Raw genomic sequence first — 14,057 nt, forward strand, 5'->3', positions numbered from 1 at the left:
GCCGCCGGGTCCGCCCGATCAGCGCTGGCTGGCGGTGGCGACGGCGAAACCGGCGATCCATTCCGGGATCGCCTCGTAGAAGCGCGACTCCATCTGGTAACCGCCGGTCGCCGCGAGCGAGGAGAAGGCTGCGATCCAGGTGCGGACCTCATGGCCCGAGCCGCCGCCGTTCTCGCCCATCCACTCCACCGTCCAGGAGTCGAGATCAGGTAGGGTGCCGGCCTCCAGGATGTCGAGGAGTTCGTTGTCCCATGTGGGGTTGATCGGGATCATCGCGGTCGATCCCGCGGCGTAGTCGCGGCCGGCCTGGATCACCCGCTGCTCGCCGCGCTCTCGCTGTTCAGGCGTCGGGGGACGACCCTCGATGAGGGCGTCGGCCACGCGTGGCGGTGCGCCCTCGAGCGCCGGTACCGGCGGGTCGTGGGACAGCCCCCCGGAGCCGAGGAACAGCACCCGCCGGTCAAGCTCGGCCGCAGCCGAGCCGATCGCCGTGCCCAGAGCCCTGATCCGGCTCACCGGCCCCAGCGGCGTGGCCACGCCGTTGACGAAGACCGGGACGACGGGGACGCGGTCGATGCCGTCGAACAACACCTCCAGCGGCTGGACGAACCCGTGGTCGACGGTCATCCGCGCCGACACTGTGAGGTCGATGCCACGATCGAGGACCTTCGACGCCAACGCCCTGGCGGACTCGGTGTCAACCGAGAGCGGGCCGGACGCCGAGCCGAAGTCGCCCACTGCGTGTGCGCCGGTCGCCAGGCAGAACGGTGGCATCTGCTTGTAGAAGAAGCCGTTGTAGTGGTCGGGGGCGTACAGCACGACGAGGTCAGGCGCGAAGGCGCGCACGAACTCCCGCGCCACGGCGACGGCCCTGTCGACCCGGGCGAGGACCTCGGGCGCGGGGTCGTTCTTCCCGATGAGCGGCGAGTGGGAGAGGCCGACAGCGGCAGAGGTCATGACCGGGTTACTCGCGGTTCGGGCGGGCGGACGACGATCTTGCCGGCGATCTCGCCGTCGATCATGAGCTGGAAGGCCTTATGGATGTCCTCGAGAGGGAAGGACCGGTCGATAACCGGCCGGACGCCGGTGGCGGCGAGCATCCGCAGGAGCGCGTCCATCTCGGCCAGCGTGCAGCCGGTGGAGCCGAGGATGCGTTGCTGGAGGTAGAAGACCCGGCCGAGATCAGCGGGCGGGTTGAACCCGGAGGTGGCGCCCGCGACGACCACGGCACCGCCGGGACGAAGGGAGCGCAGCGAGTGTGACCAGGTGGCCTCGCCGACCGTCTCGATGACGACGTCCGCCTTCTCGGGGAGCCGGCCTCCGGTCTCGACACCGCGTGCGCCCCACTGCTCGGCCAGTTGGAGTTTGTCGGCCGAGCGGGAGGTCGCGTACACGACCGCGCCGGCCGCGACGGCAAGCTTGATCGCCGCTGACGCGACGCCGCCACCCGCACCCTGGACGAGGACCCGGTCGCCGGCCCGGACACCGGCCTGGGTGAACACCATGCGGTAGGCCGTTCCCCACGCCACCGGGAGGCAGGCCGCCTCGTCCAGGCTCAGGCCGTCCGGCAGCGGCCGGAGGTTGCGGGTCGGAACCACGAGGTACTCCGCGAAGGCCCCGTCGTGGCGTTCGGAGAGCAGGGCGCGCTGCGGGTCGAGCGTCTCGTCGCCGCGGCCGCGGTCCGCGGAGCCGATCACCGGGTACACCACGACGGGACGCCCAGACTCGTCGTAGCCCGCGGCGTCGCACCCGAGGATGCGCGGCAGCTGGTCCGCCGAGTGGCCGACGCCACGCAGGGTCCACAGGTCGTGCATGTTGATCGTTGACGCGGCGACGCGGACCCGGGACCACCCGGGCTCGGTCCTGGGCACTGGGAGGTCGCGGAGCTCGAGGCCGGCGAGAGGGTCGGTCTCGCTCTGGGCGACGGCGACGGCGGCAAGCACGGTGCGACCTTCTCCTGACGCGTCCGGCGCGGGACAGCACGCGTGCCGTCGAGCGGAACGCCGCGTTGTTCCAGGTGCCACCTCCCCGCGAGATTCGGTGACATGACGACGACCGGTCAGTGGCCGACCCCGCCGGACGACTGCACGCCGGCGACCGGCTCTCCCCGCGGGCGGCTGCGGCGGCCGGAGGGGTTGACGCGTAACGTCGACGTGTCCGGGATGGTCGATGCCGACGGCGGGTACGTCGACCGGGCGATCTTCACCGACCAGCTGCTCTACCAGCAGGAGCTGCGCCGGGTCTTCGCGCCCAGCTGGTTGTTCCTCGCTCACACCGACCAGTTCCACAGGCCGGGCGACTTCTTTACGACGTCCATGGGCGAAGACCCCGTGATCGTGGCCATGGACAAGAGCCGGACGATCCGCGCCTACCTGAACTCCTGCCGCCACCGTGGCGCCCGCGTCTGCCGTGCCGACCTCGGCCAGACCCGCAACTTCACCTGTACGTATCACGGCTGGTCCTACGACCTCGAGGGCAAGCTGGTCAGTGTCCCGAACCTCGACGGTTACCCGGCGGGTTTCTCCGTCGCCGACTGGGGCTTGGTCGAGGTACCGCATATCGAGTCGTACAAGGGACTGATCTTCGGCACCTGGAATCCCGAGCCGGTGCCGCTGCGCGAGGCGCTGGGCGACATGGCCTGGTACATGGACGCGATGCTTGACCACGACGAAGCCGGCACCGAGGTGGTTGGTGGCGTCCACAAGTGGGTGCTGGAGGGCAACTGGAAGCTGTCCGCTGAGCAGTTCGCGACCGACTGGTACCACGTCAACATGAGCCACGCGTCGGCGCTCATGCTGATGTCGCCTACCGGAAAGAAGCCCAAGGACGAGATCGTCCACCGTACCGGCCGCCAGTACGTCGATCCGCTGGGCCACGGTGCCGGCTTCCCGGTGCATCCCAAGAACCGGTTCGACGCGTCGACCGTCCACAAGGCCGTCGACTACGACGCCCTGCGTGAGCGTCTGGGCCGTGAGCGCGTCGAGGGGCCGCTGACGAACGGGCACGCCACCGTCTTTCCCAACTTCTCCTATCTGCCCGTCAACGGGTCCATCCGGGTATGGCACCCGAAGGGCCCGGACCGGGTAGAGGTGTGGGCGTGGACCGTCGTGGACCGGTCCTGGCCGGCAGAGGTCAAGGGGGCGCAGCGGCTGTACAACCTGCGCACCTTCGGGCCGAGCGGCATCTTCGAGCAGGACGACGGCGAGAACTGGAGCGAGGTCCAGGCCATCTCGCACGCCTTCATCACCAACAGCGTCCCGCTGAACTACCAGATGGGCCTGGGGTCGGAGCGTCAGGACGGCACGTATCCCGGCGCGACCTCCGAGCTCTATTCCGACGCCGCCGGCCGCTCGTTCTACCGCCGTTGGCAGACCCTCATGAACACCCCCGCCTGGCACGAGCCGGGGGCTTGCGGGAAGGACGCCGGATGACGGGAATCCGCGTCGCGGCCGCCGGCGACATCCCCGAGGGCGAGGGCATCGTCGTCTCCCGCGATCAGACCGGAACCGAGGACGACATCGCGCTGCTCAAGGACGAGGACGGCACCGTGTGGGCGCTGAACGACACGTGCACCCACGAGAGGGCGTCGCTCGCCGACGGGTGGGTCGAGGACGGACACGTCGAGTGCCCGCTCCACTCGTCGAGGTTCTGCCTGAAGAACGGCCAGGTGGACGGGCTGCCCGCCACCCGGGACACGGTCGCGCACCGGGTCGAGGTCCGCGACGGCGAGGTCTACCTGTTCCCCGGCGAGCAGCCGTGACCGCCCCCGGACGGGTGGTGATCGTCGGCGGCGGTGTCGCCGGCGTCTCGACCGCGGCCGCGCTCCGCGCGGGCGGCTACGCCGGTGACCTGGTCCTCGTCGAGAGATCCGAGTTCCCGTACGACCGGCCGCCGCTGTCGAAGGCGTACCTCGCCGGTGCCCAGGACCTCGAGCAGATCGCCCTGCAGCGGCCGGACTGGTACGTCGAACAACGGGTCACACTCGTGGGGCGGGCCGAGGTCGTCGACCTCAAACCCTCCGACGCCCAGGTACGGATCCAGCTGGCCGACGGCACGGTCTCGGACGCCGACCAGGTGGTTCTCGCAAGCGGAGGCCGCCCGGCCGTACCGCCCATCCCGGGCATCGACGCCACCCGTGACGCGCGACGCCTGCACGTTCTCCGGGACGCCGACGACGCCGACCGGCTCCGGGCGGCGCTGCGGCCGGGCACGCGTCTGCTGGTGGTCGGCGGTGGCCTCATCGGTGCCGAGTCCGCGTCCACGGCGCGCGAACTCGGGTGCCACGTCACGATGGTCGACCCGGTGGATCCCCCGCTCATCGGTGCGCTCGGCCCTGCGGTCGCGCAGTGGCTGCACGGCCAGCACACGGACCACGGCGTCGACACGGTGACCACCGTGCTGGAGTCGCTGCGACCGACGTCCAGCGGGGTCGCCGCCCGGCTGCGCGGCGAGTCCGCTGACCGGGAGTTCGACGCCGTCCTCGTCGGGGTCGGCATGATGCCGCACACCGGCCTCGCGGCGGCCGCCAGGCTCGAGGTCGATCGTGGCGTGCTGGTCGACAACGCGCAGGTGACGAGCCACCCGCGGATCCTGGCGGTGGGCGACTGCGCCCGCATGCGTGGCCACGACCGCAGCGAGCACTGGGAAGCGGCGCAGCTCGACGGCCGGCGCGCCGCCGCGACCATTCTCGGCGTCGCCGCGCCGGCGCCGACAGCGCCGTGGTGGTGGAGCGATCGATACGGACGCCACGTCGAAGGGGTCGGGCAGTTGACGGGGCCGGACGCCGGGATCAGGCACATCGTCCGGGGCAAGATCGGCCCCGCGCCCTTCGCCGTGTTCGCCGTCCGTGACGACCGGATCGTCGGCGCAGTCGCCATCGACGACTCCCAGGCCCTGCGGGCCGCCCGGCGCCTCATCGACCGTGCCGTCGCCGTCGACCCGGCGCGCCTCGCCGACACCGGCACCGACCTGCGGAAGCTCTTGAGGGGATGACATGGACACCGTTGACCAGCAGACATCCGCGGATTGGTCCGGCCCTGCCCTCCAGGCCGGGCAACCGGCGAGCCGGGACGTCCATTTCGAGGTGGAGCAGCTGTACTACGAGGAAGCGGAACTGCTCGACGACGGACGCTATGTCGACTGGCTCGAGCTGTTCGCCGACGACCTCGACTACTGGATGCCCACCCGCACCAACCGGTTGCGCCGCCAGGAGGCGTTCTCGGTCGCCGGCCGGGGCGAGGCCGCGTTCTACGACGAGACCAAGGAGTCGCTGGCCTGGCGGATCCGCCGCTTCGACTCCGGGATGGCCTGGGCCGAAGACCCGCCGTCGCGGACCCGACACCTCGTCACCAACGTGCGCGTCCGCCACGCCGATCCGGCGCTCCAGGAGGGCTTCACCGCCGACGACCTGGTCGCTCGCAGCGCGTTCCTGCTCTACCGCAACCGGCTCCAGCGTGAAGAGGGCGTGTATGCCGGGCGCCGTGCCGACGTTCTCCGGCGCCTGACCGACGGCCGCCTGCAGGTGGCCAGGCGGGAGATCCTGCTCGACCAGAACGTCCTCCTGGCGAAGAACATCTCCACCTTCTTCTGACCGACCCACCCGAGAAAGGCACGCCGTGACCGTCGCCGAGCCGGAGCTCACCCATCACCAGATCGCGACCCCGGACGGCGACGTGCACGTCGCCGAAGCAGGCAGCGGCCCGGTCCTCGTCATGCTGCACGGAGGCGGTCCGGGCGCCAGTGGGGTGTCCAACTATCACCAGAACCTGCCCGCGCTTACCAAGCAGTTCCGGGTTCTGCTGCCCGACCAGCCAGGGTTCGGCACGTCGTACCGGCCGGCCGACGACGACCTGGAAGCGCGATCGATCACGCAGCTCACCGTCGACGCGCTGGTCGCCGTACTGGACGAACTCGGCTGCGACACCGTCCACGCCCTCGGCAACAGCCTCGGGGGAGCGGCGGCGATCGCGCTGGCGCAGCAGCATCCGGACCGTGTCAGCCGGCTTGTGCTGATGGCGCCCGGCGGCGGCTGGCTGCCGTTCGGGCCGACGCCGACGGAAGGCCAGAAGGAAATGTTTCGCTACTTCAACGGAGACGGGCCCACCGAGAAGAAGATGGCGAACTTCATCCGGGTGATGGTCGCCGATCACCGGCGGTTCGGTGCGGACGTGGTCAGGTCGCGCTACGAGGCCTCCCGCGATCCCAGCCACATCGAGTTCTACCACCGGCTGAACACGTCGTTTGCGCGGCGCCGGGGGATGGACCCGCTGTGGCGTGATCTGGACAGGGTGAAGGCGCCGACCCTGCTGCTGTGGGGGCGCGATGATCGGACGATCACGCTCGATGGCGCGCAGATCCTGCTCAAGTATCTTCGTGACGTCGAACTGCACGTCTTTGGCAACTGCGGCCACTGGGTCCAGCTCGAGCGTCAGGCCGAGTTCGAGCGTCTGGTCGCGGACTTCCTGAGGACGCCACGATGACGGGATGGCTCCAAGGCTACAGCGCGCTTATCACGGGCGGCGGCTCCGGGATCGGAGCCGCGGTCGCCCAGAGGTACGTCGGGGAAGGTGCTTGCGTCACGGTCGTGGGACGCGACCGGGCCAGGCTCGACGCCGTCGTCGAGAGTTCCGCCGACCCGTCCCGAATGCACGCCGTCGAGGCGGACGTCCGCAGCTCCGAACAGCTGCACGCGGCCGTCGGGGAGTCGGTCGCCAGATTCGGGAAGCTCGATACCCTGGTAGCGAACGCGGGCGTGTGGGACTTCCAGCGCCAGCTCACCCGGTTGTCGGTGGACGAACTCGACCGTACCTTCGACGAGCTGTTCGCCGTAAATGTGAAGGGCTACCTGCTCGCCGCCGAAGCGGCGTGGCGCGAACTCGTCCGCAACCGCGGCAGCATCGTGATGACGCTGTCGAACGCGTCCTTCTACGTCAACGGCGGCGGACCCGTCTACACCGCCGCCAAGCACGCGTGCCTAGGCCTGATGAAGGAGTTGGCCTACGAACTCGCGCCACGGGTCCGGGTCAACGGCGTTGCGTGCGGTGGCATGAACACGGACCTGCGAGGTCCAGTGGCGCTGGCCCTTGAGGATCGGTCGATCGCCGCCTCCTTCGCCAAGCGCACCCAGAGCGCGCCGCCTCCGCCGATTCCGCTCTACGACTCGAGCGTCGACCCCGTCGACTTCACCGCGCCCTATGTCCTGCTGGCATCGCGTGAGCAGAGCGGCCCGATCACCGGCCACGCGATCCAGGTGGACGGAGGCATGGGCGTGCGCGGCTTCCAGCACGATGCCGGCGGCGATCACCTCATGGATCTGGTCTCGAAGGAGCGGACATGATCCGGGTCGAGAGCTGCCTGACGGGCCGGCTCCGGCCGGTCTACCCCGTGGCCACGCACGACGTCGAGATCCGGCTGGACGGGGTTGCGCCGGACGACCTGGAGGACGTGCTCCGGGACGCGTCGGAACGGGTGCTGTCGAGCGACCCCCGCTGCCGCAAGGTCGTGTTCGCGACGCACGTCGGCGACCTCCACGCCATGGTGGCCGCGGAGGCGGCCGGCTTCCGCTACGTGGTCGACGTGGACGTGCCCGACGACGGCGGCGCCCTCGAGCTGTCGCTCCTGGTGCGCGAGCCGGCGTCGGTGACCCGCGTGGACATGTACCTCGACCGCGTCCCGGGAACGTGAGTCGTTCGGTGCGGGCCGACGCGATGTCTCCGGGCAGAGAGTGTGTCGTCCAGCGGATCGACCAGCTGACCCGGCGCCGCCCTCCGGCCAGGGTGGTGGCATGCCTGACTCCCGTGCGCGGCCGACGGCCGCGGTGCAGCGAGCCGCGGCCCGCCTCCGGGCCGCGGCTCGTGACCGACGCCCCTGCGCGCCAGTGCGCGACCTACCTGGACATCATGACGTCCGCCGCGCTGCGAGTGGCCGAACAGTTGGCGACCCGCACCGGGAAGCAGGTGCCGGTATGAGTATTCCCGTCTTCATCCAAGACGTGACGCTTCGAGATGGCATGCACGCCGTCCGGCACCGCATGACACCGGCGGATGTGCGACGCATCGTCGTGGCCCTGAACCAGGCCGGTGTCGACGCCATCGAAGTCGCCCACGGTGATGGCCTGGCGGGCAGCTCCGTCAACTACGGACCCGGCTCGCATTCGGACTGGCAATGGATCGAGGCGGCCGCGGACGTGCTCGAGCGCGCGAGGCTGACGACGTTGCTGCTGCCGGGCATCGGTACCACCCACGAGCTGAGGACGGCCTGGGACCACGGGGTCCGGTCGGTGCGGGTGGCGACACACTGCACAGAGGCGGACATCTCCGCGCAGCACATCGCCGCGGCCCGGGAGATCGGCATGGACGTGTCCGGCTTCCTGATGCTCTCCCACACGGCACCACCAGAGGAACTCTCGCGGCAAGCCAAGCTCATGCATCCATGCACACGAGAACCTCTCGCTGTCGGTGGCCAATTCGGTCGCCGCGGTCGAGAACGGCGTGTACCGGGTCGACGCCTCTTTGGCGGGACACGGGGCTGGTGCTGGCAACTGCCCGATCGAGGCGTTCATCGCCGTGGCCAACCTCTCCGACATCCAGCACGGCTGTGACCTGTTCAAACTCCAGGACGCCGCCGATGACATCGTCCGGCCGCTCCAGGACAGGCCGGTCCGAGTCGACCGCGAAACCCTCACGAAGCGAACACCCCCATCCGAACTGGACCGGCACCTCATCTGCGACGACTACGCCACCCACAAGACCCCAGCGATCAAGACCTGGCTGGCCGCGTATCCCCGCTTCCACCCGCACTTCGCCCCCACCTCCGGCAGCTGGCTCAACCCCGTCGGCGATGGTTCGCCGAACTCACCCGCCGCAGGCTACGCGCCGCAGCATCCACCGCAGCGTCAAAGACCTCGAAACCGGCGTCACCGCCTTGATCGCGGCGTGGAACGTCGATCCGAAACCTTTCGTCTGGGTCAAGACCGCCGACCGGGTCCTCGACAACCTCGTCAACTACGGCACCAGCCTTAATCAACTCATCAACGACTTGGAACGCTCGCAGGCGACGCCCTCAGGTCAGCGGCGTCCACCAAACGCTGACCGGGTTCACCTTTTGTCGATCTTGCAGTTGTGGTGCCGAGGCACTCCCTGAATGCCCCGGTTTGGCACCACAACTGCAAGATCGATGCGCAACAAACCAGCGACCGTTGGTGGACACCGCACTTGCAACGGCGCCAATGCTCTGGCTCGTCCGGTCAGTCGATCTTTGCGAGCTTCTCGGCTGTGCCATCCCACTCCACGAGGACGCCCGGAACCCGCAAGTCGCGGTCCTTGAAGGTGAGCTTGCCCATCGCTCCGTCGAAGCCCTCAGCCGCGACGGTGTCCAACGCCTTCTGGACGGCGTCCCGGTCCGCACTTCCGGCCAGCTTGATCGCGCGCGCGATGAACCAAAGGGCGTCATATCGCTCGGCCGCGTAAAAGGACGGATCCTCGTTGTACTTGGCCTTGAACGCGGTGGTGAAGGCCCGGCTCGACGCCCCGCTCTGATCGTAGAAGAAATCGGCCGGCCAAACGACGCCGACGCCGTCGGAGCCGACCGTCTTCAGGTTCCCACAACAGGCCGTCGACAATGCAGCGATCGGACCGGAGTATCCGGCGGTACGGAGCTGGGGGATGATCGTCGCGAATTGCGTACCAATCATCAGTAGGAACACCACCTGCGGCTTGCCACTTACGATCTTGGACACCGTCGCCGAATAATCGACGGTATTGGTCTCCGCGCCCGTAGTGGAAGCGACCGTGAAGCCGAGCTCCTTTCCCATCTGTGGCACCACCTCCCGGGCCAACTGGGTCATCGTCGGATTCGCCGTCGCATAGACAACGCTCGCGGTTTTCACTCCTTTGCCGGCAATGAACGGCTTGAGCACGCTGTCGAAATACGTGGTGAACGGTGCAGTCACTCGGAAGGTATACTTGCCGAGGACCGTGCCAGTGCTGCCCGACTGCGTGAAAACCACGGGCACTTTCGACTGCGTGGCAATAGGCGCGATTGCCTGGGACTGACTGCTCGTGATCGTCCCGAGAACAGCCGGAATACTCTTGTCGGCGGCGGCTGCAGTAAATAGGCTTGCGGCCGTCTGGTTGTTCGTGGTCGTGTCCTTGGTCTCGATAGACAGCGTCGTGTTGGGCCCGAGGAACTTCTGGCTGTTGATCTCGTCCAGCGCCAGCTGGGTGCCCTTCTCGCCAGCAGTGCCCGCGAAGGACGAGGGTCCCGTAAGGTCAGTGATCGACGGGATGGTGATCTTCGCCGGCAACTCGCCGCCAGCGCCACCGGAAGGACTCGAGTTATTGTTCTCGCCACCACACGCAGCCAGAAGGACCGCGACAGCGGCCACGATAGCCACCTTCACACGCGCTCGATCGGATCTCATGAACACTCCCATATTCTGACCTGCGTGAACATAATAGATGTATGACAATAGATAACATTCACAGGGAATTGGCGTACTGGTTGCGGGATGAAGACCAGGAACTGCTGGGCGACTTAGCTCAATAGCACGTAGATCGACCTGATACATGTGCAGGCGAGCAGAACTCGATCTGTCGAGCACTTTGGACCGCCCCGCGCCGGCGGCGCGCGTGAAATCCCTTGGCGGTACTGATGGGTCAACATCAACGGCCTTCTGCTCGCGGCTGTGTTTCAGCCAGTGCCGCCTCGCCGAGAAACGCCCGGACCACCGAGGAATGCGAGCGCGCAACGTCCGCTGGGCCGCTGAACACAACCTCGCCACGCGCGACGACGACGACGTCGTCTGCCGCTTCGAGGCCGACATCGGCGTTTTGCTCGACTATGAGCACGCCCATGCCGGAGTCCGCGATCTGCCGGACGCTGTTCAGGACCGAATCGACCATGGCGGGCGCCAGACCCATCGACGGCTCATCCATCAACATCACCCGGGGCTGCGACATCATGCCGCGCCCGAACGCCAGCATCTGCTGTTCACCGCCGGACAGCAGGCCGGCCGCCGACGAGCGCCGATCACTGAGGATCGGGAACAGCTCGAAGACTCGGGCCAGATCGGCGTCGAACTGGGACCGCGGCGCGGTGTAAGCCCCCAGCCGAAGATTCTCCAAGACCGACAGTGGCGCGAAGACGCGACGCCCTTCGGGGACAAGCACCATGCCTCGTCGCACGATTCGATGTGGTGACATCCCGCCGATCTGGTTGGAGTCCAGCGTCACCACCCCTCTGCGGATGGGGAGCAGGCCACAGATCCCACGCAAAGTTGTCGTCTTTCCTGCTCCGTTCGCGCCCAGCACCAAGGTGACCCGACCTGGCGTGACGGACAGACTGATGCCCCGAACGGCCTCGACCGCCCCGTAGGACACGTGCAGATCACTGACCTCGAGCATCGGTCCCCCATCGCTTACCGAGGTACGCCTCGCGGACCGCGGACTCCCGCACTACGTCGACCGGCGCACCACTAGCAATGAGCTGACCAAAGTTCATTGCGAAGAGGTGGTCGCACGTGTCGACCATCATCTGCACGTCATGCTCAACGAGTAGCTGGGTGAGGCCCTCTGAGCGAAGCTTGCGAAGCAGCTCACTTATCTCGTGCCGCTCGTTCTGGTTCATCCCGGCGGTCGGCTCGTCGAGGAGGAGCAGGATCGGATCCATCGCAATGGCCCGGGCGATCTCGACGCGACGCTGAATTCCGTAGGGCAGCTCGCCGGGCCGAGTTCGCTCCAAACCGAGGAGCCCGGTCCGTTCCATAGCGTCGCTGACGACGTTCGACGACGTCGACCGGGGGCTCCGTCCGACATCGACCCCCAACATAATGTTCTCCCGCACAGTCAGGCCTGGTAAGAGCCGCACGGTCTGGAACGTTCGGGCGATGCCTCGACGAGCGAGCGATGACGCGGACGATCGGTCATAGGCAGTGCCCTCGAACGAGAGCGAGCCGCGCGTCAGGTTGGTCATCCTCGTTATGGCGCCGAGCAGAGTGCTCTTGCCCGAGCCGTTGGGCCCGAGGAGCCCGAAGATCTTGCCTCGGGTGAGTTGGAAGGACATGCCATCCACGGCCTTGATGCCGCCGTAGTGGACTGCGACGCCCGAGGCCTCCAGAACCACCTCGCTCGAAGGATTGGCAGGTCGCTGCTCGAATGTCATCGTTGTGGTGTCGGTCATGACGGGTTTCCACCCGCGGTGTGGAATCTGAGTTCCTCGAGCCCGGTGGGCCCAGCCTGGTCATCTCTTTCGGTCGTGGATGCGGCGGCCGGAAGGCTGCCGCGTCGGCGTTTGGCCTGGACGCTCCGGAACGTGTCGGTCGTCAAGCCGACAAGACCGCCTGGCACCCAGACCGCCGCCAGAGCGACGATCGAGCCGTAGATCACGGCCTGCCACTGGCCAACGATGGTCAGCACGCTTGGCAGCCAGGTGAAGGTGACGGCACCGATTGCTGCTCCCAACCACGATTGGGCGCCGCCGACGACGATCATCGTGAGCGCCGTAACCACGACCGGGAATCCAATGTCTTCCGGTGACACGGTCGTGCGGTGAAGCACGTGGATACCGCCGGAGAGTGCGCCGAGCAGGCCGCTGGCGATGAAGGACAGCAGTTGGAGACGCTTGACGTTGATGCCCACGGACATCGCGAGCTGTGGATCCTCGCGCAACACCTCGATCCGGCGCCCAAGTTTGCCGCGCTCGGTGTAGGCAATCAATGCGATCAGCACGACGACGACGATGACGACGGCGTACATCGGAATCGAGGCGATCGCCCCGTACAAGCCGCTGGCTCCACCGGTGAGCGAACCCCCGTTGTTGACCGCGACGGCCAGAATCAGCGCGAACGCGATGGTGGCCATACCGAGATACAAGCCGTCCAGACGCCGCACGACGAGGCCGAGCAGATAGCCGACTAGCGCGGCGAGCAGCATGCCGGCGCCGATCGCGAGATAGGACGGCCAGTGGAAGCGGATCGTCACGATGGCCGCGGTGTACGCCCCGATGCCGTAGAACCCGATCCCGGCGAAAGAGAAGACGCCCATTCGCAGCGGGATCTGGATGCTCAGCGCAAGAAGCAGACTGGTGAAGGTTCCCTGTACCAGAATGATGTGCGCGTTGTACCAGTCCGTCATGTTCGCCGCACCTCCCGGCGGCCGAGGAGCCCCTGCGGTCGAAGCAGCAGCACAATGAAGATGAGGCCGAACGAAACCGCATCGACCCACGTTCCGGACGTGTGCGTGAGCACGAGCGTTTCCGCGATCGCCAGGATCGTCGCTCCGGCCATCACCCCCGCGATGCTTCCGACACCGCCTAGCACCGTTGCGGCGAACGCCTTCAGCAGCAGCGCGTCACCGGTTTGCGGCGCGATGGCACCGAGGTTGTATGTGAGCAGCACGCCGGCCAGACCGGCCAAGGCACCAGCGAGCGCCATCGCGCCAATCGCCAGCGCTCGTCGGTTTATGCCCATCATCGACGCCGTCTCGGCGTCGACACCGATAGAACGAAGCGCCAAACCGGACCGTGACTTGCGTAGCCACAGCGCCGTACCCCCGCCGAACACGACCCCACAGGCGATGATGAGGAGTTGGGCGTTCGAGATCCGCACGTCACCTCCCCACGCAAAGGTGTCAATCCGAAAGCTGCTGCCACTGAAACCGAATGGGGTGTTCAGGGTGACCTTTTGGGCGATGGCCAACGGGATGATGGCGATGCCGATGCCTGCGATGAGGATCTGAAGACTGGCGGCATGTACGTCCTTCGCCCGTTTGACAATCGGCTCGAACGCCAGTACCTGAGCGGCCACCGACAGGGCCGCACCGACCGCCATCCCGACCAGGATCATTGGTAGGATCGGCAACTCCATATCACGCACGATGAGATAGTCAACGAACGCGGAAAACATGAAGACCGAACCGTGGGCGAAATTCAGAATGCCGATCGTCCCCCACGCCAGGCTCATTCCCAGGGCAAACAAGAGATAGACGGCAGCGAGCACCAGGATGTTGACCACATCTTGGGCCACGATCTCTTCACCTCTTATCTTTTCGTCTAGTGAAATT

General features: G+C 67.3%; 15 protein-coding genes and 1 pseudogene. 9 read left to right on the forward strand and 7 right to left on the reverse strand.

The window, feature by feature from the left end:
• Nucleotides 1-18: 18 nt before the first annotated feature.
• The gene (locus ACQPY0_RS46270; RefSeq protein ID WP_432975943.1) at nt 19-957 is read right to left on the reverse strand and encodes a 3-carboxyethylcatechol 2,3-dioxygenase; all 939 of its coding nucleotides are present in this window, start codon (nt 955-957) and stop codon (nt 19-21) included.
• Nucleotides 954-1,943 carry a zinc-binding dehydrogenase gene (locus ACQPY0_RS46275; protein ID WP_432975946.1) on the reverse strand — a complete coding sequence of 330 codons (990 nt, stop codon included), beginning with the start codon at nt 1,941-1,943 and terminating at the stop codon, nt 954-956. The genes ACQPY0_RS46270 and ACQPY0_RS46275 overlap by 4 nt, the downstream gene beginning before the upstream one ends.
• A gap of 102 nt (nt 1,944-2,045) precedes the next feature.
• On the opposite strand from ACQPY0_RS46275, the gene ACQPY0_RS46280 reads away from it, so the two are divergent.
• From ACQPY0_RS46280 to ACQPY0_RS46320, 9 genes and pseudogenes are all read left to right on the forward strand, one after another.
• Nucleotides 2,046-3,431 carry an aromatic ring-hydroxylating dioxygenase subunit alpha gene (locus ACQPY0_RS46280; RefSeq protein ID WP_432975949.1) on the forward strand — a complete coding sequence of 462 codons (1,386 nt, stop codon included), beginning with the start codon at nt 2,046-2,048 and terminating at the stop codon, nt 3,429-3,431.
• Nucleotides 3,428-3,760, forward strand: coding sequence for a non-heme iron oxygenase ferredoxin subunit (locus tag ACQPY0_RS46285; RefSeq protein WP_432975952.1), 333 nt, complete (start codon nt 3,428-3,430; stop codon nt 3,758-3,760). Before ACQPY0_RS46280 ends, ACQPY0_RS46285 begins: the two co-directional genes overlap by 4 nt.
• Entirely contained in the window at nt 3,757-4,992 is a 1,236-nt protein-coding gene (locus ACQPY0_RS46290; protein WP_432975955.1) for an NAD(P)/FAD-dependent oxidoreductase, read from the forward strand. The genes ACQPY0_RS46285 and ACQPY0_RS46290 overlap by 4 nt, the downstream gene beginning before the upstream one ends.
• Nucleotide 4,993: 1 nt before the next feature.
• Nucleotides 4,994-5,590, forward strand: coding sequence for a 3-phenylpropionate/cinnamic acid dioxygenase subunit beta (locus ACQPY0_RS46295; protein ID WP_432975958.1), 597 nt, complete (start codon nt 4,994-4,996; stop codon nt 5,588-5,590).
• A 25-nt stretch (nt 5,591-5,615) separates the two neighbouring features.
• On the forward strand, nt 5,616-6,479 hold the full coding sequence (locus ACQPY0_RS46300; RefSeq protein ID WP_432975961.1) for an alpha/beta fold hydrolase: 864 nt from the start codon (nt 5,616-5,618) through the stop codon (nt 6,477-6,479).
• Entirely contained in the window at nt 6,476-7,336 is an 861-nt protein-coding gene (locus tag ACQPY0_RS46305) for an SDR family NAD(P)-dependent oxidoreductase (RefSeq protein ID WP_432975964.1), read from the forward strand. Before ACQPY0_RS46300 ends, ACQPY0_RS46305 begins: the two co-directional genes overlap by 4 nt.
• Nucleotides 7,333-7,683, forward strand: a complete 351-nt coding sequence (locus tag ACQPY0_RS46310) for a hypothetical protein (RefSeq protein WP_432975967.1) — start codon at nt 7,333-7,335, stop codon at nt 7,681-7,683. The genes ACQPY0_RS46305 and ACQPY0_RS46310 overlap by 4 nt, the downstream gene beginning before the upstream one ends.
• Nucleotides 7,684-7,963: 280 nt before the next feature.
• Nucleotides 7,964-8,684: pseudogene (locus ACQPY0_RS46315) on the forward strand (4-hydroxy-2-oxovalerate aldolase); the annotation flags it as partial.
• A 154-nt stretch (nt 8,685-8,838) separates the two neighbouring features.
• Entirely contained in the window at nt 8,839-9,141 is a 303-nt protein-coding gene (locus ACQPY0_RS46320) for a hypothetical protein (protein ID WP_432995923.1), read from the forward strand.
• Between the two features lie 103 nt (nt 9,142-9,244).
• On the opposite strand, the gene ACQPY0_RS46325 is transcribed toward ACQPY0_RS46320, so the two are convergent.
• The 5 genes from ACQPY0_RS46325 to ACQPY0_RS46345 all read right to left on the reverse strand — a co-directional run bounded on the left by ACQPY0_RS46325 (nt 9,245) and on the right by ACQPY0_RS46345 (nt 14,020).
• Nucleotides 9,245-10,384 carry an ABC transporter substrate-binding protein gene (locus tag ACQPY0_RS46325; protein WP_432975970.1) on the reverse strand — a complete coding sequence of 380 codons (1,140 nt, stop codon included), beginning with the start codon at nt 10,382-10,384 and terminating at the stop codon, nt 9,245-9,247.
• A 277-nt stretch (nt 10,385-10,661) separates the two neighbouring features.
• A complete protein-coding gene (locus ACQPY0_RS46330; protein WP_432975973.1) occupies nt 10,662-11,402 on the reverse strand; it encodes an ABC transporter ATP-binding protein in 741 nt (246 codons plus the stop codon).
• A complete protein-coding gene (locus ACQPY0_RS46335; protein ID WP_432975976.1) occupies nt 11,386-12,177 on the reverse strand; it encodes an ABC transporter ATP-binding protein in 792 nt (263 codons plus the stop codon). Before ACQPY0_RS46335 ends, ACQPY0_RS46330 begins: the two co-directional genes overlap by 17 nt.
• Nucleotides 12,174-13,130: a branched-chain amino acid ABC transporter permease gene (locus tag ACQPY0_RS46340; protein WP_432975979.1), complete on the reverse strand. Its 957-nt coding sequence runs from the start codon at nt 13,128-13,130 to the stop codon at nt 12,174-12,176. The genes ACQPY0_RS46335 and ACQPY0_RS46340 overlap by 4 nt, the downstream gene beginning before the upstream one ends.
• On the reverse strand, nt 13,127-14,020 hold the full coding sequence (locus ACQPY0_RS46345) for a branched-chain amino acid ABC transporter permease (protein ID WP_432975982.1): 894 nt from the start codon (nt 14,018-14,020) through the stop codon (nt 13,127-13,129). Before ACQPY0_RS46345 ends, ACQPY0_RS46340 begins: the two co-directional genes overlap by 4 nt.
• Between the last annotated feature and the right edge of the window lie 37 nt (nt 14,021-14,057).

Source organism: Dactylosporangium sp. CA-233914 (assembly GCF_050942935.1).
In the GTDB taxonomy this organism is placed as follows: Bacteria; Actinomycetota; Actinomycetes; order Mycobacteriales; family Micromonosporaceae; genus Dactylosporangium.